This is a genomic window from Nonomuraea sp. IBHARD001 (assembly GCF_056106265.1).
In genome coordinates this window covers 1,862,336-1,883,710 of record NZ_JBWBBW010000002.1, presented here as the reverse complement: position 1 = coordinate 1,883,710, position 21,375 = coordinate 1,862,336, and the positions used below count along the sequence as shown (strand labels likewise).

General features: G+C 69.7%; 20 protein-coding genes. 6 read left to right on the top strand and 14 right to left on the bottom strand.

What is annotated here, in order from left to right; genetic code table 11:
* Nucleotides 1-163: 163 nt before the first annotated feature.
* From ffh to ACTWNK_RS10825, 5 genes are all read right to left on the bottom strand, one after another.
* Nucleotides 164-1,726: a signal recognition particle protein gene (ffh, locus tag ACTWNK_RS10845; RefSeq protein ID WP_474303757.1), complete on the bottom strand. Its 1,563-nt coding sequence runs from the start codon at nt 1,724-1,726 to the stop codon at nt 164-166.
* 109 nt (nt 1,727-1,835) lie between these two features.
* A complete protein-coding gene (locus tag ACTWNK_RS10840) occupies nt 1,836-2,396 on the bottom strand; it encodes a GTP-binding protein (RefSeq protein WP_474310888.1) in 561 nt (186 codons plus the stop codon).
* 7 nt (nt 2,397-2,403) lie between these two features.
* Nucleotides 2,404-2,751 (bottom strand): DUF742 domain-containing protein, encoded by a 348-nt coding sequence (locus tag ACTWNK_RS10835; RefSeq protein WP_474310886.1) that lies wholly within the window; start codon nt 2,749-2,751, stop codon nt 2,404-2,406.
* A gap of 35 nt (nt 2,752-2,786) precedes the next feature.
* Nucleotides 2,787-3,209, bottom strand: a complete 423-nt coding sequence (locus ACTWNK_RS10830) for a roadblock/LC7 domain-containing protein (RefSeq protein WP_474303756.1) — start codon at nt 3,207-3,209, stop codon at nt 2,787-2,789.
* Entirely contained in the window at nt 3,206-6,187 is a 2,982-nt protein-coding gene (locus ACTWNK_RS10825; RefSeq protein ID WP_474303755.1) for a sensor histidine kinase, read from the bottom strand. The genes ACTWNK_RS10830 and ACTWNK_RS10825 overlap by 4 nt, the downstream gene beginning before the upstream one ends.
* A 327-nt stretch (nt 6,188-6,514) precedes the next feature.
* Here ACTWNK_RS10825 and ACTWNK_RS10820 point away from each other — a divergent pair, with 327 nt between their 5' ends.
* Genes ACTWNK_RS10820 through ACTWNK_RS10805 form a run of 4 tightly spaced genes read left to right on the top strand, consistent with a single transcriptional unit; the run spans nt 6,515 to nt 10,194 of the window.
* Entirely contained in the window at nt 6,515-7,636 is a 1,122-nt protein-coding gene (locus tag ACTWNK_RS10820; protein ID WP_474303754.1) for an ABC transporter substrate-binding protein, read from the top strand.
* A 13-nt stretch (nt 7,637-7,649) separates the two neighbouring features.
* Nucleotides 7,650-8,639, top strand: a complete 990-nt coding sequence (locus ACTWNK_RS10815) for an ABC transporter substrate-binding protein (RefSeq protein WP_474303753.1) — start codon at nt 7,650-7,652, stop codon at nt 8,637-8,639.
* 47 nt (nt 8,640-8,686) lie between these two features.
* Nucleotides 8,687-9,409, top strand: coding sequence for an ABC transporter permease (locus ACTWNK_RS10810; protein ID WP_474303752.1), 723 nt, complete (start codon nt 8,687-8,689; stop codon nt 9,407-9,409).
* A complete protein-coding gene (locus ACTWNK_RS10805) occupies nt 9,406-10,194 on the top strand; it encodes an ABC transporter permease (RefSeq protein ID WP_474303751.1) in 789 nt (262 codons plus the stop codon). The genes ACTWNK_RS10810 and ACTWNK_RS10805 overlap by 4 nt, the downstream gene beginning before the upstream one ends.
* 86 nt (nt 10,195-10,280) lie before the next feature.
* Here ACTWNK_RS10805 and ACTWNK_RS10800 read toward each other — a convergent pair whose 3' ends face one another.
* Nucleotides 10,281-11,243: a nitrilase-related carbon-nitrogen hydrolase gene (locus tag ACTWNK_RS10800; protein WP_474303750.1), complete on the bottom strand. Its 963-nt coding sequence runs from the start codon at nt 11,241-11,243 to the stop codon at nt 10,281-10,283.
* Nucleotides 11,244-11,434: 191 nt separating this feature from the next.
* Between ACTWNK_RS10800 and ACTWNK_RS10795 the strand changes: the two genes are divergently transcribed.
* Nucleotides 11,435-12,211: an ABC transporter ATP-binding protein gene (locus ACTWNK_RS10795; RefSeq protein WP_474303749.1), complete on the top strand. Its 777-nt coding sequence runs from the start codon at nt 11,435-11,437 to the stop codon at nt 12,209-12,211.
* A gap of 19 nt (nt 12,212-12,230) precedes the next feature.
* Here the strand turns inward: ACTWNK_RS10795 and ACTWNK_RS10790 are convergent, their stop codons facing one another.
* Nucleotides 12,231-12,713 (bottom strand): MarR family winged helix-turn-helix transcriptional regulator, encoded by a 483-nt coding sequence (locus tag ACTWNK_RS10790; RefSeq protein ID WP_474303748.1) that lies wholly within the window; start codon nt 12,711-12,713, stop codon nt 12,231-12,233.
* A 60-nt stretch (nt 12,714-12,773) separates the two neighbouring features.
* Here ACTWNK_RS10790 and ACTWNK_RS10785 point away from each other — a divergent pair, with 60 nt between their 5' ends.
* Nucleotides 12,774-13,154: a cupin domain-containing protein gene (locus tag ACTWNK_RS10785; protein WP_474303747.1), complete on the top strand. Its 381-nt coding sequence runs from the start codon at nt 12,774-12,776 to the stop codon at nt 13,152-13,154.
* Nucleotides 13,155-13,164: 10 nt separating this feature from the next.
* On the opposite strand, the gene ACTWNK_RS10780 is transcribed toward ACTWNK_RS10785, so the two are convergent.
* The 7 genes from ACTWNK_RS10780 to ACTWNK_RS10750 all read right to left on the bottom strand — a co-directional run bounded on the left by ACTWNK_RS10780 (nt 13,165) and on the right by ACTWNK_RS10750 (nt 21,344).
* A complete protein-coding gene (locus ACTWNK_RS10780; RefSeq protein ID WP_474303746.1) occupies nt 13,165-14,544 on the bottom strand; it encodes an aldehyde dehydrogenase family protein in 1,380 nt (459 codons plus the stop codon).
* Between the two features lie 38 nt (nt 14,545-14,582).
* Nucleotides 14,583-15,566: a DUF1838 family protein gene (locus ACTWNK_RS10775; protein WP_474303745.1), complete on the bottom strand. Its 984-nt coding sequence runs from the start codon at nt 15,564-15,566 to the stop codon at nt 14,583-14,585.
* Nucleotides 15,567-15,688: 122 nt separating this feature from the next.
* Complete coding sequence (locus ACTWNK_RS10770) at nt 15,689-16,501, bottom strand: SAM-dependent methyltransferase (protein ID WP_474303744.1); 813 nt, start codon at nt 16,499-16,501, stop codon at nt 15,689-15,691.
* Nucleotides 16,502-16,700: 199 nt separating this feature from the next.
* A complete protein-coding gene (locus ACTWNK_RS10765; protein WP_474303743.1) occupies nt 16,701-17,282 on the bottom strand; it encodes a GTP-binding protein in 582 nt (193 codons plus the stop codon).
* The gene (locus ACTWNK_RS10760; RefSeq protein WP_474310885.1) at nt 17,263-17,628 is read right to left on the bottom strand and encodes a DUF742 domain-containing protein; all 366 of its coding nucleotides are present in this window, start codon (nt 17,626-17,628) and stop codon (nt 17,263-17,265) included. The genes ACTWNK_RS10765 and ACTWNK_RS10760 overlap by 20 nt, the downstream gene beginning before the upstream one ends.
* Nucleotides 17,629-17,682: 54 nt before the next feature.
* The gene (locus tag ACTWNK_RS10755; RefSeq protein ID WP_474303742.1) at nt 17,683-18,105 is read right to left on the bottom strand and encodes a roadblock/LC7 domain-containing protein; all 423 of its coding nucleotides are present in this window, start codon (nt 18,103-18,105) and stop codon (nt 17,683-17,685) included.
* Entirely contained in the window at nt 18,102-21,344 is a 3,243-nt protein-coding gene (locus ACTWNK_RS10750) for a nitrate- and nitrite sensing domain-containing protein (RefSeq protein WP_474303741.1), read from the bottom strand. The genes ACTWNK_RS10755 and ACTWNK_RS10750 overlap by 4 nt, the downstream gene beginning before the upstream one ends.
* Nucleotides 21,345-21,375 lie beyond the last annotated feature (31 nt).

Below are 21,375 nucleotides of genomic sequence, written 5' to 3'. Positions count from 1 at the left end.
TGGGTGAGCGGGCTACTCATCGAGTGGGGCACGACGTGCAGGCCGTTCGAGGGACAGGCATGACCGGCGGGGGTGAGAGGGCACCCGCATGGCCACGATGTTCCAACATGTCATTGTGCCAGACGCGAGAGGGTGAGGAGGACACACCCGCTCGCGACCGTGATTATTTGTCCTGGCCCGGCAGCTTGAACTTCGACGGGTCGAAGCCGGGCGGGAGCTGCAGGCCCGGCGGCAGCTTGCCGCCGAGATTGCCGAGCGCGCCGCCGCCCGTGCCGCCGGACGCGGGCTGCTCCGGCTGGGGCTGGGCCTGCTTGCCGAGCGCGGCCTTGCGCGGGTCGCCGCTGACGCGACGGCCCTTCTTGTTCTTCTTCTGCGCGGCCTTGGCGGCCTTGCCGCGCCCGCCCGGCATGCCGGGGATGCCCATGCCGCCCGCCATCCGCTTCATCATCTTCTGGGCCTCGAAGAAGCGGGTGACCAGGTTGTTGACCTCGGTGACCGTGACGCCCGAGCCCTTGGCGATGCGCGCCCTGCGCGTGCCCTGGATGATCTTGGGGTCCTGGCGCTCGCCCGGCGTCATCGAGCGGATGATCGCGGCGACGCGGTCCAGGTCGCGGTCGTCGATGTTGTTGATCTGATCGCGCATCTGCCCCATGCCGGGCATCATGCCGAGCAGGTTCTTGATCGGGCCCATCTTCTGGACCATCTGCATCTGCTCGAGGAAGTCGTCGAGCGTGAAGCCCTCGCCCGAGGTCAGCTTGCCCGCCATCTTGGCGGCCTCGGCCTCGTCGAAGGTCTTCTGCGCCTGCTCGATCAGGGTGAGGATGTCACCCATGTCGAGGATGCGCGAGGCCATGCGGTCGGGGTGGAAGGCGTCGAAGTCCTCGAGCTTCTCACCCGTCGAGGCGAACATGATCGGCTTGCCGGTGATGTGCCGCACCGACAGCGCGGCGCCACCCCTGGCGTCGCCGTCGAGCTTGGTGAGCACGACGCCGTCGAAGCCGACGCCCTCCATGAACGCCTGGGCCGTGCTCACGGCGTCCTGACCGATCATGGCGTCGACGACGAACAGGATCTCGTCTGGCGAGACCGCGTCGCGGATGTCGGCGGCCTGCTTCATCAACTCCTGGTCGATGCCGAGGCGACCGGCGGTGTCGATGATCACGATGTCGTGCTGGGCCCGCTTGGCCTGCTCGATCGACTGCCTGGCCACCGCGACCGGGTCGCCGACGCCGTTGCCCGGCTCGGGCGCGAAGACGGCCACACCGGCGCGCTCGGCCATGACGGCCAGCTGCTGCACGGCGTTGGGACGCTGCAGGTCGGCCGCGACCAGCAGCGGCACGTGGCCCTGCTCGCTCAGCCACCTGGCCAGCTTGCCCGCGAGCGTCGTCTTGCCCGCACCCTGCAGACCGGCCAGCATGATGACGGTCGGCGGGTTCTTGGCGTAGCGGAGCCTGCGGGTCTCGCCGCCGAGGATCTCGATGAGCTCGTCATTGACGATCTTGACGACCTGCTGCGCCGGATTGAGCGCCTGGGAGACCTCCGAACCCCGCGCGCGCTCTTTCACCTGGGCGACGAACGCCTTCACCACGGGCAGCGCGACATCGGCCTCCAGCAGCGCGATGCGGATCTCGCGGCAGGTGGCGTCGATGTCGGCCTCGGAGAGGCGTCCCTTGGCGCGGAGAGAGGAGAAGACCGATGTCAGCCGGTCGGAAAGCGTCTCGAACACGTGATTGGCCAGCCCTCGAAGCGAATGTGCGTGGTCTCCGACTCAGCCTAACCGCTCCGGCGGACCTGACGACCCGGTCAGGCCCACCGTGTGAGCGCTCCCGCGAAACCTAACGGCCCCAACCGGGTACGGCCATGCGAATCGTGAGCGCGTGTTCCACCAGCGTGATCAGCGTGCCCTTGACCGAGTCGCGCGACCGCGCGTCCAGTCGCACGATGGGAACCTGCGGGGAGAGGGTCAGCGCCTCGCGTACCTCGTCGTCGCCGTGCGGGTGGGAGCCGTCCCACCCGTTGAGACCGATGACGAAGGGCAGCTGCGCCTCCTCGAAGTAGTCGACCGCGGGGAAGCTGTCCTCTAGCCTGCGGGTGTCGACCAGCACGACGGCGCCGATGGCCCCTCGTACCAGGTCGTCCCACATGAACCAGAACCTGTGCTGGCCGGGGGTGCCGAACAGGTAGAGGATCAGCTCCTGGTCCAGGGAGACGCGGCCGAAGTCCATGGCCACGGTGGTGGTGGTCTTGTTCGGCGTGAGGCCGAGGTCGTCGATGCCGCGCGAGGCGTCGGTCATGACGGCCTCGGTGGTGAGCGGGAGGATCTCCGACACCGCACCGACGAACGTCGTCTTACCCACCCCGAAGCCGCCCGCCACGACGATCTTCGTCGAGGTCAGCCCGCGGCTAGAGCCTGCGAAGTCCACTGAGCACCCTTTCGAGCAGGTTGACGTCCGGTCTGCCGGCGTCCAGCTGTGGCTGGTGCACGCGGACGAGGCCCTCGGCCGCCATGTCCGCGACCAGCACTCTGACCACGCCGAGCGGGATGCGCAGCAGCGCCGAGATCTCCGCGACCGATCTGATCTGCCGGCACAGCGCGCTGATGGCCTGGTACTCCGGCGTGTGCAGGGAGAGGTCATGGTGTTGCGAGGTCGCCGAGGAGACCAGTGCTTCCATGGCGTAGTTCGTGCGCGGCGCGGTTCTGCCTCCCGTCACCGCGTAGGGACGGACCGGCGATGCCGGTTCGGGCTGCATCGGCTGATGGGGCTGCCAGTGGTCCGTCACTTACATCACCTGGACTGGCTGGATCGTAGTTCGGCCCGCACCGCGGGTGTGAGGACCTGTCCTGCCCGGTCGACCATGAGCGTCATCTGGTAGGCCACCAATCCCATGTCGCACTCGGGCGAGGCGAGCACGGCCAGGCAGGAGCCGTCGCTGATCGACATGATCAGCATCAGGCCGCGCTGCATCTCGACGATGGTCTGGTTGACGACACCGCCCTCGAACACCCTGGCCGCGCCCTGGGTGAGGCTGATCAGCCCCGAGGCGATGGCCGCGAGCTGGTCGGCCCGGTCCCTGGGGAAGCCGGACGAGGCCGCGAGCGGCAGTCCGTCCGACGACACCACGACCGCGTGGGCAACGCCTGGGACCGTGTTGACGAAATCGGTGATCAGCCAGTCGACGCCTCTGGCCGCGTGGCTCAGCTCGTTCATTCGCCCTCCTCCCTGGGGCCGCTGGGGAACGCCCGGCCCTCGTTGATGTCGTCCCGCGCGGACCTGAGGCCCTGCTGGAAGCTGGACAGCCTGCTGCGCACCCTGTCGGGTGAGACCTCCGGCATCGGCGCGAGCTTGGGTGCGGCGGCGACGTCGGCGGAGCCGGGGATGAGGTTCGCCTTGGGCACGCGCTTGGGCAGGCCCGCGGCGGTGGGCGCCTCCTTGACCGGCTCCCGTACGACCTCGGCCGCGCTCCAGCCCGCGTCGGCGGCGGCGCTGCCCCACGAGGGCGCCTCCTGGCCGCCTTCGCCCTGCTGGAACCAGGCCGACTCGACCGATGCGAAGATCGGCAGGAACTCGTCGCCGCCGGCCGGCTTCACGATGGGGATCGGGCCGGTCGCGGCCGACTCGGTCTCGGGGAAGTCGAAGTCGGGCCTGCGCTGGGCGACGGGCGCGCCGAGCGGTCCCGACAGCGCCCGGTCGCCGAAGCTCCAGGTGCGGTCGCGGTCGGAGGGGTCGCCCTGCCAGGCGTCGGCCTGCCTGCCGCCCTGGTCGGCGCTCTGCCAGACGTCGCCGCCGCCCTGGCGCCCACCGGTCGACCAGGCGTCGCCGCCCTGGCGAGGTGGCGCGGCCGGAGGCGGTCCGCCGAAGGCCGAGGGCGCGCCCTGCGGGCGCGGCTCGCCCCAGGCGTTGCCGCTGGTGCGGTCGAGGCTGCTCCAGCTGCCCGGCTGCTGGTCGCTGGAGTTCCACGCGGCGGGCGGCTGGGAGTCGGAGGTGTTCCAGGCGCTGGGTGCGGCGGGCTCGCGCGGTCCGGTGTTGCCCCAGCCCGTGCCGGGGTCCGACGGCCAGCCGCCGGTGCCCGGGTCGGACGGCCAGCCCGCGGAGGGCGGCCAGGTGGTGCTGGGGCCCCCGGCTCCCGCTCCGGCCCAGTTGCCGCTGGGCGCGTCGGTCCACGCCCCGCTCGGCGAGTCGGTCCAGGCGCCGCTGGGCCCGTCGCTCCAGTTGCCGGTCGTGGCCTCGGTGGCCCGGCCGCCGACCCCGCTGAACATCGCCGACTGGGCGCCGACCAGCGATTCGGGCAGGAGCACCATGGCGGTCAGGCCGCCCGAGCCGTGCGGGCGCAGCTGCACCCGGATCTCGTGGCGCTGCGACAGCCTGGCGACCACGAACAGTCCCATGCGGCGCGAGACGGAGACGTCGACGGCCTGCATGTCGGTGAGCCTGGAGTTGGCCTGCGCCAGCTCTTCGGGCGTCATGCCGATGCCGGAGTCGGTGATCGACATCATCACGCCGCCGGTGTCGATGCGGTTGGCGGCGACGATGACACGGGTCTCGCGGGGCGAGAAGGCCAGCGCGTTCTCCACCAGCTCGGCGAGCAGGTGGATGACGTCGTTGACGGCCTGGCCGGCGACGGCGACACCGGCCGAGACCTGGAGCGTGACGCGCTCGTAGTTCTCGACCTCCGACAGCGAGGCGCGGGCGACGTCGACGAGCTGCACCGGCTGGCTCCAGCGGCGCGGCGTCTCCTGCCCGGCGAGGACCAGGAGGTTCTCGCTGTTGCGGCGCATGCGGGTGGCGAGGTGGTCGAGCTTGAAGAGGTTGGCGAGTCTGCCCTCGTCATGCTCGCCCTGCTCAAGGCCGTCGATCAGGGTGATCTGGCGCTCGACGAGCGTCTGGCTGCGGCGCGAGAGGTTGACGAACATCGCGTTGATGTTGCTGCGGAGCCTGGACTCCTCACCGGCCAGCCGTACGGCTTCGCGGTGCACCTCGTCGAAGGCGCGGGCGACTTCGCCGATCTCCTCCTGGGAGTCGACGCCGATCGGGGCGACGTCGGGCACCGCCTCCTCGCCGGACTCGCGCAGCTGGCGCACGGTCTCGGGCAGGCCCTGTCCGGCGATCTGCAGGGCCTCGGCGCGCAGCGTGCGCAGGGGGCGTACGAGAGAGCGGGCCATGAGGGCGGTGACGGCCAGGACGAGGAGCAGCAGCAGGGCGCTGGCGACACCGGCGATGAGCGCGGAGCTCTGGGCCGAGTCCTGCAGCGAGCGCGCCTGGACGTTGATGGAGTCCGACAGGCGCTTCTCCACCGCGCGCATGGTGTCGACGGTGCCGCTGACGGCCTCGAACCAGCGGTCGGCGTCCTGCCTGCTCCTGGGGTCGACGTCCAGCTTGACGCCCTCGTCGGCCTGGGCCATGGCGCGCAGGCGGAAGAGTTCGGCGCGGTCGATCTTGGCGCCGGTGACGGTGTCCTCGTAGGTCTGGAGCTGGTCGATGGAGGCCAGCGACTTGAACGCGACGACCTCGCTCTCCTGCTGGGCGCGTGCCGCGAGGAAGGTCGTGCGTTCGTTGGCCTGGAAGCTGCCGTTCAGGATCGCCGAGGACAGCAGTCCTCGCTGGCGGGAGACCTGGTCCTTGGCCCTGGTCAGGGCGCCGAGCGCACGGATGCTGTCGATCAGCGTCTCGTCGGTGTCACCGCGGCCGATCTCGTCGTGGAACTTCTGGAAGACGTCGATGATCTGGACGTACTTCTGCATGGTCGGCAGCGCGGGCAGCTCCGACTCCACGACGGTCTTCCTGGCGAAGGGCACCTCGGCCAGGCGGCCGGTCATCTGCTGCACGATGGCGTAGGCGCCGGGGCCGTGGTCCACGTCGATGAGGGCGGCCTTCGCCTTGACCGCGGCGGCGGCGGAGTCGACGACCTTGAACTGGTCCTGCAGGCTGGCCTTCGCCCTGCTGCCGCGTCCGCTGGCCACGAAGTACACCGCGCGGTCGCGCTCAAGGGAGAGCTCGTGCACCAGGCCGGCGACGGAGTCGCTGAGCTCGGCCTTCTGCAGGATGCGCTGGTAGTCGTTGGCGCGGGCGACCGAGTCCACGATCTGCAGCGCGCCGACCCAGACACCTACCGCAGTGGGAACGGCAATGAGCGCGATGAGACGCCACCGCACGCGCCAGTTGCGCAGCGCAAACCTGCCGTCTTTCACGCGTGTCGCCCTTCTTGTCACGGGAGTTGCTCCTCCCGCAGCGGGCGAAAGCCCGGACCGATGGGGGCCGCGGTCGTTCGCGGTCGTTCCTGTCCTCACGTGACTCGCATCCCTCTCGCGGATCCACGGGGGTACAGGGGGTGAACGGACGCCCCTGAGACAAGAGGCAATTGGAGCACATACTGATGAGTCAGGCCAACATTACAGAGGTCTCATCTGTTTCAATCGTTCCAAATTGGGCGACCTTCACATTTTTCACATCAGCCCCAACCGCTCAATATGGGTAGGTATTCGGACACTCGTGACGGATGGCCAAAATCCGGGCTAATGAATTCGGGCAATTCATGGCAATACCAAACCTTCTCCTGTACGATCCTCGCCTGTCCGCCCGGCATCAGCCTCATCGCGAGTTGGCCCTTAACCGGGTGCGGTCCCCCGCGTCACCTGTCGAGGAGTCTCATGACTTTCGGGCCTTTCACCCGTGTGTCCATAATCGGCCTCGTCACAGCGCTGGCACTCGCCGGCTGCAGCGGCTCGAGCCCCGAAGGGGAGAACGCCACGGGTGACCCGACCAAACTCGAAAAGTCGACGATCACCATCGGCATCGTGCCCATCGCCGCGTCGGCGCCGGTCTTCCTCGCCGACAAGCGCGGCTACTTCAAGGCCGAGGGCCTGACGATGAAGACCGAGGTCATCCAGGCTCCCCAGGCGGTGATGCCGAAGATCCTCAACGGCAGCATCGACATCTTCAAGGGCAGCTACGTCGCCTTCTGCACCATGCAGGGCAGCGGGATGGGCAAGTTCAAGATCCTCGGAGACACCCTGGCGGGTGCGCGAGGCATCTCGGGCGTGGTCGTGCCCAAGGGGTCGAAGATCCGTTCGCCCAAGGACCTCAAGGGCAAGAACATCGGCGTGAACTCGCTGAACAACCTCGGCACCATGCAGGTCAGCGCCCATCTCCAGGTCAACGGCATGGTCCCGGAGGACGTCAACTTCGTCGCCATCGACTTCCAGGCCCAGATCGGCGCGCTCAAGACCGGCCAGGTCGACGCCGCATGGCTGGTCGAACCGTTCCTGTCGGCCGCTCAGCAGAGCGGCGCCACGCTCCTGATCGACACGAACACGGGGCCGACCGAGTCGATGCCGATCGACGGCTGGGGCTCCACAGAAGAGTGGACGATCAAGTACCCGAAGACCGCCGCCGCCTTCCAGCGCGCGGTCTCGAAGGCTCAGCGCGAGATCGCGGAAGACCGCAGCGCGCTGGCCGAGGTCGTCCCCACCTTCACCCAGATCCCCAAGGAGGCCGTCATGACCATGGCCATGGGGACCTTCCCCACCTCGCTCAACGCGACCAGAATCCAGCGGGTCTCCGACCTGTTGCTGGAACTCGGCTACCTCAAGAGCAAAGTCGACGTCCAATCGATGATCTTCACCGGCCCCGGACAGTAGGAGCACCGATCCCATGAAGTCAGCACGTATCAGCGTGGCCGTGACGGCCCTCGCCCTCGCCCTCGCGGCCTGCGGCGGGACGACCGACGCGGCGAAGTCCGCCGAACCCGCCAAGAGCGGCGGCGGAGCAGCGCTGGAGAAGACCACCCTGACGATCGGCGTGGTGCCGGTGCCGTCCTCGGCGCCGCTGTTCATCGCCGAGAAGAAGGGGTTCTTCAAGGAGGAGGGCCTGACGGTCAAGACCGAGATCATCCAGGCCCCCCAGGCGGTCATGCCGAAGATCCTCAACGGCAGCATGGACGCCTTCCTGACCAGCTATGTCTCGCTGCTGACCATCAACGACTCCGGAGCCGCCAAGCTGAAGCTGTTCCAGCACGTGCAGGAGGCGGCTCCCGGGATCGCCGGTGTCGTGGTGCCCAAGGACTCCCCCATCAAGGAGGCCAAGGACCTCAAGGGCAAGACGGTCGCGGTCAACGTGCTCAAGGCGCTCGGCCAGACCGTCACCAACGCCCACCTGCAGGAGGCCGGGCTCAAGCCCGAGGACGTCAGCTTCGTCGCGGTGCAGTTCCAGGACCAGCTCGGCGCCCTGTCCAGCAAGAAGGTCGACGCCGCCTGGCTGGTGCAGCCCTTCCTCGCCGCCGCCGAGCAGGCCGGTCACCGGGTGCTCATCGACACGATGAGCGGCCCGACCGCCGGACTGCCGATCGACGGCTGGGGCGTGTCGGAGGAGTGGCTGACCAAGAACCCGAACACCGCCGCCGCCTTCAAGCGCGCGCTCGCCAAGGCCCAGGCCCTGGCCGGCACCGACCGTAAGGCGATCGACGAGGTCATCCCGACCTATACCCAGATCCCGGCCGAGGCAGCGGCCGCCATGAAGCTCGGCGTCTTCTCCGCCGAGCCCGACGTCGCCAGCTTCCAGAAGCTCGCCGACATGCTCACCGGCTACGGCTACCTCAAGACCAAGCCGGACGTCTCCACGCTGATCGCGGCAAAGCTCGGATGACACTGAAGAACATCGTGCGAGGGCTCCTGGGTGTTCTGGGAGCCCTCGTGCTCGTTGAGGCGGCGGGCAGGCTCGGGTTCATCGACCCCGAGGTACTGCCCTACGCCTCGACCGTCCTGGTCGCGGCGGCCGGGCTGCTGGTGGAGAGCGAGTTCCTCGCCCACGTCGGCGCCACGCTCGCCGCCTGCGCCACCGGGCTCGTCATCGCCGTGGCCGTGGCCGTGCCCGTGGGGCTGGTGCTGGGCACCGTGCCCGTGGTCGAGCGGTCGGTCAGGCCGCTGGTGGAGTTCCTGCGGCCGATCCCGTCGGTGTCGCTGATCCCGCTGGCGATGTTCCTGTGGACCGAGAGCCACGACGCCAAGACCGCGCTGATCGTCTACACCTGCTCGTGGCCGCTGCTCATCAACACGATGTACGGCCTGAGCGACGTCGACCCGGTGGCCAAGCAGACGTTGCGCAGCTTCGGCTTCGGGCCGCTGTCGGTCGTGCTGCGGGTCTCGCTGCCGAGCGCGGCTCCCTTCATCGCCACCGGCGTGCGGATCGCGGTCGGCGTCACGCTGATCGTCGCGGTCAGCGTGGAGCTGGTCGCGGGCGGGGACGGCGGCATCGGCAACTTCCTCGTCCAGGCGGGTAGCGCCAACCGGATCGACCGCATGCTCGGCGCCACCGTGTGGGCCGGGGTCATCGGGCTGCTGGCCAACGCGCTGTTCACGGCCGGTGAGCGGCGGCTGTTCCGCTGGCACCAGGCCAGGGCTGGAGAGACCACGTGAACGTGCTGCGCCGCCTCGGCTGGTACTGGCTGCTGCCGGTCGCCGCCGTCGCCTGGGAGCTGAGCACCCGCTCGATCCAGGCCGTGTACTTCCCGCCGCCGACCACGATCGTCGCCAGGCTGCACGAGATGTGGTTCTCCGGGCCGCTGTCGCAGGTCTTCCTGACCGACGAGGCCGTCGACGACCTGATCCCGAGCCTGGGCAGACTGGCCGCGGGCTGGGCGATGGCCGCCGTCATCGGCGTCGGCCTCGGCGTGGCGCTCGGCCGCTCGCAGCGGCTGACCGCCTTCGTCGACCCGCTGCTGCACTTCGGCCGCTCGGTGCCGCCTTCGGCGCTGCTGCCCGTGTTCCTGCTGCTGTTCAAGATCGGTACGCCGATGCAGCTCGCCTCGATCGTCTACGGGGTGATCTGGCCCGTCCTGATCAACGCCATCGACGGCTCCCGCTTCGTCGACCGCCAGTACATCGAGACCGGCGAGGTGTTCAAGGTCAGCCGGACCCAGCGCCTGCTGCGCGTCATCCTGCCCGCCGCCGCCCCGAAGATCTTCGCGGGCCTTCGCCTCAGCGTCTCGCTCGCCCTGATCATGATGGTGATCTCCGAGCTGTACGGCAGCAGCGAGGGCATCGGCCACCGCATGCTGGAGGCGCAGAGCGCGTTCGACATCCCGGCCATGTGGGCGGGCATCGTCCTGCTGGGCGTGCTGGGCGTGCTGCTGAACACCGGCTTCCTGGCCGCCGAGCGGCACCTGCTGAGCTGGCACAGGGGTGCCAGGAGGACGACCTGACGCGTCAAGGACCGGGCGGCCCCGTCGTGGAGCGCACAGCCGTGCACGGCTCCGCGGCGGGGCCGCCGTTGTCGCGGGGCCTGCCGTCAGGGCGCTCCGTAGAGCCGTTCGATGGCCTCGCGCTGGCGCTGGGCGAACCAGGCCCGGTCCGGCACGACGTGTTCGAGGCCGTTGGGGCGCTCGACGTCGTGCCTGCCGTACTCCTGGGCCCACAGCGCGGGCTTGACCCGCGACAGCAGGTTGCCCATGCCGGGGCGGGTGCGCTGGCGGCGCAGGGCCTCGATGTCGAGTTCGGCCGCGGCGACGACCGACTCGCCCGCCGCCGCCTGGACCAGCTGCCTGCCCTCGTAGTCGAGGAGTTCGGAGCCGCCGTTGGTGGAGTCGGAGGGGATGGAGATGCCGCGCAGGCCGCCGCTGTTGGCCGAGACGACGTAGGCGATGTTCTCCACCGCCCTGGCCCTGCGGGCGATCGCCTTTCCGGTGAGCATCGGCGAGGTGGCCTCCGACGTCGGGTGCAGGAACACCTCGGCGCCACGCAGGGCCAGCGACCTGGCGAGCTCGGGATAGAGGATCTCCTCCGACGCGATCACCGCCAGATTGCCGATCTCGGTCCTGGCGACGGGCAGCACGCCGTCCATGCCGTAGACGTCGAGGTAGCGCTCCCACACGTCGTAGGGCGAGGGCGAGTACATCGAGTGCAGCCGCCGGTAGCGCAGCACGACGGCGCCGGTGGGGTCGAACACGACCGAGGCCTGGAAGAAGAGGTCGGGGAAGTGCTCGTCGCTCTCGTAGGCGTTCACACAGAGGAAGACGCCGTGAGCGCGTGCGATCTCGCCGAGCGATTTGTACTCGGGGCCGTCGGGGGCGAGTGCGGCTTTGTCCCGCCATTCTCCGATGCTCTCCCCGAAGGGGAATCCGGTGAAAACGTATTCCGGCAGGACGACGAGTCGCAGGTCAGGACCGATCCAGGCGCGAGCACCGCCGATCTTCGCATTCACGCGTTCGACCGCGGCCCGAATCTCGGCCCTCGGATCGGCGACGCTGTTCACAGCACGCGTCTCCACCTGGAGGGCAAGTGCCCGATATGCCATTATTTCCACCCGGACGACGTCTTTGGTGCGCGCACGGAACTCCGGGAACGCAGAGCGAGCGCCGACCATAAGATCACTCCCGCCCCGCCAGTGTCAACGAGCACCCCAATCCGGATATATCGCTATTTCGACTGTGAATAGGGACAGACATGCTTGAGATCGGCAATCTCACCCACACCTATGGCACCGGCCCCGCCGCCAAGCAGATTCTCGGCGGCATCGACCTGCGGGTGGCCGAAGGGGAGATCGTCTGCGTCGTCGGCCCGTCGGGCTGCGGCAAGTCCACCCTGCTCAGGTCGGTCGCCGGGCTGCTCAAGCCCACGGGCGGCACCATCAGGCTCAACGACGTCCAGGTCCAGGGCACGCCCGACGACCTCGCCGTCGTCTTCCAGGACTACAACCGCTCGCTGTTCCCCTGGATGTCGGCCGCGAGCAACGTCGCCCTCCCCCTGCGCCGCAAGGGCCTGGACAAGGCCGCCAGGCGCAGCCAGGCCCAGGAGGCGCTGGAGCAGGTCGGACTCGCCGACGCGGGTGAGAAGTACCCGTGGGAGATGTCGGGCGGTATGCAGCAGCGCGTCGCCATCGCCAGGGCCATCGCCTACCGGCCCAGGCTGATGCTGATGGACGAGCCCTTCGGCTCGGTCGACGCCCAGACACGGGAGGACCTGGAGGACCTGGTGCTCAAGGTCCGCGAGGTGCACGGTATGACGATCGTCCTCATCACCCACGACATCGACGAGAGCGTGTACGTGGGCGACCGCGTGGTGGTGCTGTCGAAGTCGCCGTCGTCGGTCATCGGCGACCTCCCCGTCGACCTGCCCTCCCCGCGCGACCAGATCGCCACCCGCGAACTGCCCGCCTTCGTGCACCTGCGCGCCGAGGTGGGCCGCCTCGTGCGCGGCATCAAGAGCCCCGCCGCGCACTGACCCCACCTCCGCACACGCCCTACATCGACCCGCCGAACCAGCCCGGCACGTCGAGCCGGAAGATGTCGGGCGGAGTCACCTTGCGCAGGTCCGACTCCATCCGGCGGAGGTTGGCCTCGCCGAGACGCGTGGCCCAGGAGGCGCGCAGGTCGTCGAAGACACGGGCCGATCGGGCCAGCGCGTCGACTCCCCTGCCGGTCAGGTGGATGCGCTTGGAGCGCGCGTCGTGCGGATCGGGAGTGCGCGCGAGATAGCCGAGGCGCTCCAGCGTCTCCACGGTCTTGCCCGCGGCCTGCTTGGAGACGCCGATCGTACGGGCGAGCTCCACGGCCGTGGTGCCGTGCGGGCCGACGGCTTGCAGGACGAAGCCGTGCATGGGACGCAGGTCGGGATGCCCCTGGCGGGCGAGTTCGGCGTGCAGGTCGTCGATGAGCACGCGGAAGCCGAGGAACAGGCGCAGCGGGAGCTCGAAGCCCGGCGGGTCCTGGGGGCTACTTGACATGATGGACAACCTGGTTGACGATATAGACAATCACATTGACCAGTTTAGGAGATCGACCGGATGACTGTCATGCGCAACGCCGACAACCGTACGACCAGCACCCCCGCCGCCGTCATGACCACGCTCGCCTCCCCCACCCAGGGCGGCGCCACCCAGTCGCTGTGGCGCGTCGACGCCGCGGCCGGGCAGGCCGCCGGTCCGCTGCACGACTTCGACAGCGAGCAGGTGTGGACGTTCCTCAGGGGGAGCGCGGCGATCGACCTGGGCGACGAGAGCTTCACCGTGGCGGAGGGCGACACCGTGGTGATGCCGCCCCGGACGCCGCGCCGCGTGACGCCCGGCGCGGACGAGGGGTTCAGCGCCATCGTCACCGCCCAGGGCCGGGCCAGGGCGGCCGGCGCCGACGGCGCCGACTTCGGCACCCCGGGCTGGATCGCCTGACGGACGCCTCCTAGCCCAGCGGGTGCCACCACGGCGACGGCCGGGTGGAACGGCTGACCAGATGGGAGCGGTGGCGCAGGAACCTGCGGATCGACGAGGGGCCCATGCGGGAGCCGCCGAGGCCGGACAGGCCGAAGGAGTTCTTCTCCCCCTCGTGCACCATCGCGGTCAGGGAGGCGTCGTTCACACTGACCGCGCCGACCAGCAGCCGCGACGCCACGGCCCGCGCGGTGGCCTCGTCGGCGGCGAACACGGCGGCCGACAGGCCGTACACCGAGTCGTTGGCGGCGCGTACGGCCTCCTCGACGCCCGCGACCGGCATGACGGGCAGGATCGGGCCGAACGTCTCCTCGGTCATCACGGCCATGGAGTGGTCGACGGCCGAAAGCACCGTGGGACGGCACCACAGCCCGCCGCCGTGCGTCTCGATCGTGCCGCCCGTGTGCACGACGGCGCCGCGCTCGACGGCGTCGGCCAGATGGGCGGCGATGCGGTCGGCCTGGCCCGCCGAGATGAGCGGGCCGATCGGGCCGCCCTCGCACGTGAGCCCGGTCCTGGCCGCCTTGGCCGTCAGCAGGGCGAGGAACTCCTCGTGCGCCGCTTCCTCGACGTAGACGCGTTCGATCGACTGGCAGGACTGCCCGGCGTTGGCCGTGCCGCCCCACAGGACGGCCGACGAGGCGCGCTCCAGGTCGCTCCCGGCCAGGACGATCGCCGGGTCCTTGCCGCCGAGTTCGAGGAAGGCCGGGACGAAGGCACGCGCGGCGGCCTCGGCGACCTTGCGGCCGGTGGGCACACTGCCGGTGAAGACGACGACGTCGACCAGGTCGACGAGCGCCGCGCCCGTCTCGCCCGCGCCCTCGACCACCCGCAGCGGCACCTCCGGCGGCACCAGCCGCATCAGCGGCTCGATGAAGCGAGGGGTGACCTCGCTCGGCTTGACCAGCACCGCGCATCCGGCCGCCAGCGCCGGCACGGCGTCGATCAGGCCGAGCAGCAGCGGGAAGTTCCACGGGCTGATCACACCGACGAGGTCGTAGGGCACGAGCTCGGCCCCCACGACCACGCCCGGCATGGCGGCCTGCGTGTCCGGCGCCGCCACCAGCAGGTCCGGCGCCTGCCGTACCCAGCGCTGGAGCATGGCGGCGACGATCTGGCGTTCCATGGCCGACTCGACGTGCCTGCCGGTGTCGGCCACCAGGGCGTCGAGCAGGGCGGTGTCGTCGGCGAGCGCGGCGGCGAACCGTGACAGGGCGGCGCCTCGATCGGCGTTCCGCCAGGCGGGCGCGAGCGCGCGCAGCTCGTCGGCCGTGGCCGCGAGCCGCTCCGCCGAGGGCGGGGCGAGCTGACGCTCGACCTGTCCGGTGAGCGGATTCCTGACGTCTGTCACGGTTGCCTCCTGCTGAACTTCCGGGCCCGGGTGTACGGCTAGCTGCTGCCGTTGGCGGTGCACCAGTTGGGCCAGGTGGTGGCGCCGTTGTTGAGCTGCTTCTTGTAGAAGGAGGTCCAGGAGTTCTCGCTCGGGCCTGGGGCCGTGGGCGAGGCCTGGTACAGCGGGTAGTTGGTGTTGACGGCCGTGCGCAGCCAGGGCTCGACGTCGTTGTAGCTGTCGAGGATCCACGCGCGGGCGTGGTAGGTGAGCTGTCCGCCGATGACCTGCTCGGGCATGCACATGAACGGCGTCCACGGGCTGGTCCTGGCCCAGCTGATCTTGGTCTTCATCGCGCCGGTCGGCACCGTGCCGGTGACCGTACGGGCGGCGACCTCACGGTCGTCGACATAGAAGTCGAACATCTCCTGGGCCACGTACACGCCGTTGCGCAGGCCGAAGGTCTCGCTCAGCGTGGCGCCGTAGTCGGTGCGCACCGGGATGTCGGAGGTCCACTGCGTCTCGTCGTGCATCTGGCGCAGCGGCGGTCCGGCGAAGCCGGGGGTGACGTTGAACGGGCCGAAGTTCACCGCGTCGTTGTTGATGGGGACGACGGGATAGGTCGTGCTGCTGACCGGGTTGTACCACGTCTGCAGGATCTGCGTGGGGTTGGCCGGGTCGGTATAGAAGACGATCTCGCGCGAGAGCTGGTAGAGCTGCGTGGTGTTGGGCACGCGGTACAGCCGCCGGATGTTGAAGCCTTCGATGTTGAACAGCTTCTGGCCGTGCACGATGTGCGGCGCCAGGTTGTTGCCCGGCACGTTGGCGTAGACCGAGCCGGAGATCCTGAAGACCATGTCCTGGCCGTCGGGACGGCCGTTGGTCTGCAGGGAGAGCTTGCCGCTCAGGCCGGTCACCGTCTGGTAGACCGGCCCGGGGTCGTTCGGCCCCAGCATCGCGACGGCCGACGCGCTCGGCGTCGTCACGGTGAGGAGGAGAAGGGCCGCAGTGGCGGCCAGGGTGAAGCCTCTACGCTTTGACATGAGGTCTCCCGCAAGCGTTGGGGGTCAGGAGGCCGGGCAATAAGATCATTTCCGGCAGCCGCTGTCAATCGACTTCGGCCATCCGAAACCAACCCTCCACCGACGCCTGGCGCGGGAGTCGCTCAGCGCAGCTTGCGGCCCACACCCGCGACCGCGAGCCGCAGCACGGGATGGTCGTTGAGCGGCACCAGATCGGGATCGGGACGCCACTCGGCGGCGGGCACGAGGCCGGGCTCGACGAGTTCGAGGTCGCCGAAGAACCTGCGGATCTGCTCGACCTTGCGGTACCTGCCCCGGTTGAGGGCCTGGAGCGCGTGCGCTTGGGCGTCGCCGGTGTCGACGAGGTGGTGGATGAAGACGTAGCTGCCCGGCGCGAGCGCCGACACCAGCTTCTCCGCACTGGTCCACGGGTCGTCGACGTCGGCGACGTGATGCAGGACCCCGCACATGATGAGCCCGACCGGCCGGTCGAGGTCGATGTGGTGGACCAGCGCCGGGTTGGCCAGCAGTTCCTCGGGCCGCCTCAGGTCGCCGTCGATGACGATCGTGCCCGAGTCCCTGGCCAGCAGGGCGCGGGCGTGGACGAGCACGATGGGGTCGTTGTCGACGTAGACCACCTTGGCGTTCTCGTCGACCTCCTGGGCCACCTGGTGCACGTTGTCGGCGGTCGGCAGGCCGGTGCCGATGTCGACGAGCTGGTCGATGCCGACCTCGCCGACGAGGAAGCGCACGACGCGGCGCAGCAGCGCACGCTGTTCGGAGACACCGAGATGTACTCCGGGCATGCGCTCGCGGATGCGATCACCGGCCGCGCGGTCGACGGCGAAGTGGTCCTTGCCGCCGAGCAGGTAGTCGTACACGCGGGCCGCGCTGGCCTTCGTCAGGTCGATGCCCTGCGGTGCCCAGCCGTCGTGCCCCCGAGTGTCATCGGACAAGTCACCCTCCGCAGCGTCCAAACGCGATCAAGCATGACTTTAGCGGTCTACCCCCACATAAACCGCTGAACAGGACAAGTCCGCGAGCGCCATTCTGATTCCCCACAGCATTCGCGTACACCCCCAAAGCACCCCCAAAGCCACGTGTAATACAGATCACAGCCGAAGGGTGCGGTTCTGGTCGGGCCAGAACCGCACCTCAGCCGGGAAGCGCCATCCGCCACGTGAGCGCGTGCTCGACCAGACGGATCAGCGTCGTCTTGACCGACTCCCTGTTGCGGGCGTCGAGCCTGACGATGGGGACGGCGCCGTTCAGCGTCAGCGCCTCGCGCACCTCCTCCTCGGCGTGCGCGTGGTTGCCGTCCCAGCCGTTGATCCCGATGACGAACGGCAGGCCGGCCTCCTCGAAGTAGTCGATGGCCGGGAAACAGTCGGCCAGGCGGCGGGTGTCGACCAGGACGACGGCGCCGATCGCGCCGCGGACGAGGTCGTCCCACATGAACCAGAACCGGTGCTGTCCCGGTGTGCCGAACAGATAGAGGATCAGATCCTGGTCGAGCGAGACCCTGCCGAAGTCCATCGCGACGGTCGTCGTCGTCTTGTTCGGCGTGTGGGCCAGGTCGTCGATTCCGGCGGAGGCGTCGGTCATGACCGCCTCCGTCGTGAGCGGGAGGATCTCCGACACGGCGCCCACGAATGTGGTCTTGCCGACACCGAACCCGCCCGCCACGACGATCTTCGTCGAGGTGAGCCCTCCGCCGCTAGAGCCTGCGAAGTCCACTGAGCACCCTTTCGAGCAGGTTGAGGTCCGGCTTACCTGCGTCCAGCTGTGGCTGGTGCACGCGGATCAACCCTGCTGAGGCCATGTCGGCGATCAACACGCGTGCCACACCCAGGGGGATGTTGAGCAACGCGGAGATCTCCGCGACCGACCTGATCTGTCGGCACAACGCGATGATCGCCTGGTATTCCGGAGTAAAGAGGGATAAATCTTGGTGGTCGGACGTCGCCGAGGACACCAAAGCCTCCAGCGCGAACTTCATCCGCGGCGCCGTGCGCCCCCCGGTCACGGCGTAAGGCCGTACCAGGGAGCTCGGTTTCTGCGGGGGCGACGCCGCCTGAGGCAACGGATCGTTATCACCAACCCAACCGTGAGTCACTGTGTTCTCCTGTCACCGCCGTCAACGAGGTCGTGTGGCCTGCAGCTCCGCGCGCACGGCAGGCGTGAGCACCTGTCCCGCCCGCTCGACGAGCAGTGTCATCTGGTACGCGACGAGCCCCATGTCACAGTCGGGCGAGGCGAGTACGGCCAGGCAGGAGCCGTCGCTGATCGACATGATCATCAACAGGCCGCGCTGCATCTCGACCACGGTCTGGCTGACCTGACCGCCCTCGAAGACGCGGGCCGCGCCCTGGGTCAGGCTGATCAGTCCGGACGCCACCGCGGCGAGCTGGTCGGCCCTGTCCTTGGGGAATCCCTCGGAGTAGGCGAGCGGCAGTCCGTCCGACGACACCACGACCGTGTGGGCGACACCGGGCACGTTGTTCACGAAGTCGGTGATCAGCCAATTGACGCCCCGTGCGCCCTGGCTAAGCTCCCTCATCGGTCATCCTCCTGGTTCTCTTTGAACGCACGGCCCTGCCGTACGCCCTGCTGGAAGCTGGACAGCCTGTTGCGCACGCGATCGGGTGAGATCGGCTCGCGCGGCTCGGCGAGGGCGGGTTCGCCCGAGCCGACCGTGCCCGGCACCAGGTTGGCCTTGGGCACCCGCCGGGGCAGCCCCGACTGGGTGAGTCCGCCGAGCGCCGGGTCGACGGCCGCCCTGGCCGCGGCCCAGCCGCCGTCGCCGGGCGAGTCCCAGGACAGGGAGTCGCCGTGCGGCATGCCCGGCGGGGGGTCGAGCGGCCCCGGCTGCGGCGCCGGACGGACGAGCGGCTCATCGGGCGCGAGACGCGCTGGCCTGAGCTGCTCGGACGCCTGCGGCGCACGCGGCCTGACGGGCGCGGGCGGCTCGGCGACGGGTTCGGCGGACGCGTCGGGCCTGCGGAACCAGTCGGAGCCGACCTGGTTGAAGATCGGCAGGTACTCGCCTTCGGCGGGAGCGTCCCGTACGACCGGCATCGGGCCCGTCATGTCGTGCTCGACCGGCGCGGGCGGCGTGAACGCGCTGAAGGCGTCGAACTCCCTCGTCCCTCCGCCCTGAGGCGCACGCCGCGGCAACTCCTCGCCGAACGCACCGGTCGGCTCGGGCGAACGGCGAGGCAGTTCCTCACCGAACGCGCCCGTCGGCTCAGGCATGCGACGCGGCAGAGGTTCGCCGAAGGGAGCGGCGGGCTCGGGCGTGCGGCGAGGCAGTTCCTCACCGAACCCGCCCGTTGGTTCGGCCGAACGGCGAGGCAGTTCCTCACCGAACGCGCCCGTCGGCTCAGGCGAACGGCGCGGCAGAGGCTCGCCGAAGGCCGCGCCGGTGTCGAAGACGCCGGTGTTCTGCGAGGCGAGCGGGTCGTCGGCGCCGAACGTGCCCGCGGGCGGGAGCGGGGTGCCGAAGGCCGAGGCGCCGGTCTGCGGCGGGTCGCCGAAGGCCCGGTCGTCCTGGCCGTCGAAGAACGAGCTGCCCGGACCGGTGATCGCCGAGCTGTCGAAGCTGTCGAACGGGTCGCGGCTCTCGCCGAGCGGCTGTTCGGCCTTCGGCCCGTCGATGGTGGGCCAGCCGGTGCTGCCGGGCGCCGGGATGTTGTCCGGCCACGGCGTGTGGATCGGCGCCCCCTCGAAGGGCGGCCTGGCGTCGGGCGTGTCGGCCCCGTAGGGCTTGACCGGAGCGGCCGGGAAGGCGGGCGCGGCGAGCACCGGCTCACCGAACGGCGTGCGGACACCGCCGAAGCCGTCGGAGGAGTCGAAGCCCGGCGTGCCGGGCTTCGCGCCATGCCCGAACGCCGCCGGGTACTGCCCGCCGCCCAGGGCGATGAGCGAGGGCGGCAGCAGCACGATGGCGGCGAGCCCACCGGGCTGCTGGGCCCGCAGCTCGACCTTGACGCCGTGCCGCAGCGCCAGCCTGCCGACCACGAACAGGCCCATGCGACGCGACACCGCGACGTCCACGACCGGCGGGTTGAGCAGCCGCCAGTTGGCGTCGCCGAGCTCGTCGGCCGTCATGCCGATGCCGAAGTCGCGCACCGTGAGCACGACGCCCCTGTCGGTCTGCCCGCTGGTCACATTGACCTTGGCCTCGCGCGGCGAGAACGCGATGGCGTTCTCGATCAGCTCGGCCAGCAGGTGCACGACGTCGGTGACGGCCGGGCCGACCACCTGCACGCCCGATGGCACCTGGATCTGGACCCGCTCGTAGTTCTCGACCTCCGACAGCGAGGCGCGGGCGATGTCGACGAGCTCGACCGGGTCGGTCCACTTGCGCGCGGCCTCCTGGCCCGCCAGCACCAGGAGGTTCTCGCTGTTGCGGCGCATGCGGGTGGCCAGGTGGTCGAGCCTGAAGAGGTTGGCCAGTCGCTGCTCGTCCTCCTCGCCGTGCTCCAGGCCCTCGATGAGCGACAGCTGCCGCTCCACGAGCGTCTGGCTGCGACGCGAGAGGTTGACGAACATCGCGTTGACGTTGCTGCGCAGCCTGGACTCCTCACCGGCCAGCCGTACGGCTTCGCGGTGCACCTCGTCGAAGGCGCGGGCCACTTCGCCGATCTCGTCGCGTGAGAGCACGCCGATCGAGGCGACCTTGGGCGGATTGGTGTCGCCGGACTCGCGCAGCCACTGCACGGTCGCGGGCAACCTGCTGCCTGCGACCTCGAGGGCCTCGGCGCGCAGCTTGCGCAATGGGCGGACGAGCGAGCCCGCGACCTTGACGGTGATGAGCAACACCAGGATGAGCAGGACGAGGATGACCGCGCCGAGGATCATGGCGCTGCGCTGCTCGGCGTCGGTGAGCGCCTGGCTCCGCGCCACGATCGAGGCGGCGATACGCTCCTCGACCTTGCGCATGGCGTTGACGGTCATCGTGGTGCTGTCGTACCAGAGCGTGAGGTCGCGCCGTGAGGTGATGTCGAGGTCGCGCACGGCCTTGTACTCGCGCAGCTGGGCCAGGGCGCGCTGGCGCATGGCGTCGGCGCGGTCGACGGCCACGCCCCTGACGTTCGCGCGGTAGGCGGCGAGGTCGGCGGGCCCGGCCTCGGCCTCGAACGTGGCGAGCTCGGTCTGCTGGCGGTTCCACGAGCCGAGGAAGTCCGACAGGTCGTCGTAGTCGAGGCTGCGCTCGACGAGGGCGACGACGAGGATGACCTGCTGGCGCGAGACCTCCTCCTTGGTGCGGTGCAATGCGGCCAGCGCGCTCACGTCGCCGACGAGCCTGTCGTCGGCCGTGCCGGTGGCGAGCTCGCCCTGCAGCCCTTCGAGCACGTCGATGATCGTGGAGTAGGTGCGCACGGCGGCGCGTGCGGGCACGCTGTCGTCACCGACGATCGACTTGCGGAAGCCGGACAGGCCGTCCATCCAGCGGGTGACCTGCTCGACCTGGTGCCTGACGCGTGCGGGATGCGACTCGTCGACGGCGCCGATCGCGCTCGTGACGGCCTTGGCCGCGGTGTCGACGACGTCCTGCTGCTCCCTGACCTGGCTCAGCCTGCCCTGCCTGCGCCGGTCGGCGATGTACCAGGCGATGAGCGCCCGTTCCTTGCCGAGCTCGTGGGAGAGCGCGCCGACCCGCTGGACGAGCTCGGCGACCTGGGTCAGCCGCCGGTACTCGGCCGCGGTTCCCACGGAGTCGGCGAGCTGGATACCGGCCAGCAGCACGCCCACGACCGTGGGGATGAGGATGAGCGCCACGAGTCGTGACCGCACCCGCCAGTTGGCAAGCCGGAAACGGCTGTGC

What these genes read in the sequence shown, in the direction of transcription:
- ACTWNK_RS10785 (WP_474303747.1), top strand. Translation starts at nt 12,774, where the DNA reads ATGACTGTCATGCGCAACGCCGACAACCGTACGACCAGCACCCCCGCC.
- ACTWNK_RS10815 (WP_474303753.1), top strand. Translation starts at nt 7,650, where the DNA reads ATGAAGTCAGCACGTATCAGCGTGGCCGTGACGGCCCTCGCCCTCGCC.
- ACTWNK_RS10790 (WP_474303748.1), bottom strand. Translation starts at nt 12,713, where the DNA reads ATGTCAAGTAGCCCCCAGGACCCGCCGGGCTTCGAGCTCCCGCTGCGC.
- ACTWNK_RS10755 (WP_474303742.1), bottom strand. Translation starts at nt 18,105, where the DNA reads ATGAGGGAGCTTAGCCAGGGCGCACGGGGCGTCAATTGGCTGATCACC.
- ACTWNK_RS10775 (WP_474303745.1), bottom strand. Translation starts at nt 15,566, where the DNA reads ATGTCAAAGCGTAGAGGCTTCACCCTGGCCGCCACTGCGGCCCTTCTC.
- ACTWNK_RS10795 (WP_474303749.1), top strand. Translation starts at nt 11,435, where the DNA reads ATGCTTGAGATCGGCAATCTCACCCACACCTATGGCACCGGCCCCGCC.
- ACTWNK_RS10835 (WP_474310886.1), bottom strand. Translation starts at nt 2,751, where the DNA reads ATGCAGCCCGAACCGGCATCGCCGGTCCGTCCCTACGCGGTGACGGGA.
- ACTWNK_RS10820 (WP_474303754.1), top strand. Translation starts at nt 6,515, where the DNA reads ATGAATTCGGGCAATTCATGGCAATACCAAACCTTCTCCTGTACGATC.
- ACTWNK_RS10830 (WP_474303756.1), bottom strand. Translation starts at nt 3,209, where the DNA reads ATGAACGAGCTGAGCCACGCGGCCAGAGGCGTCGACTGGCTGATCACC.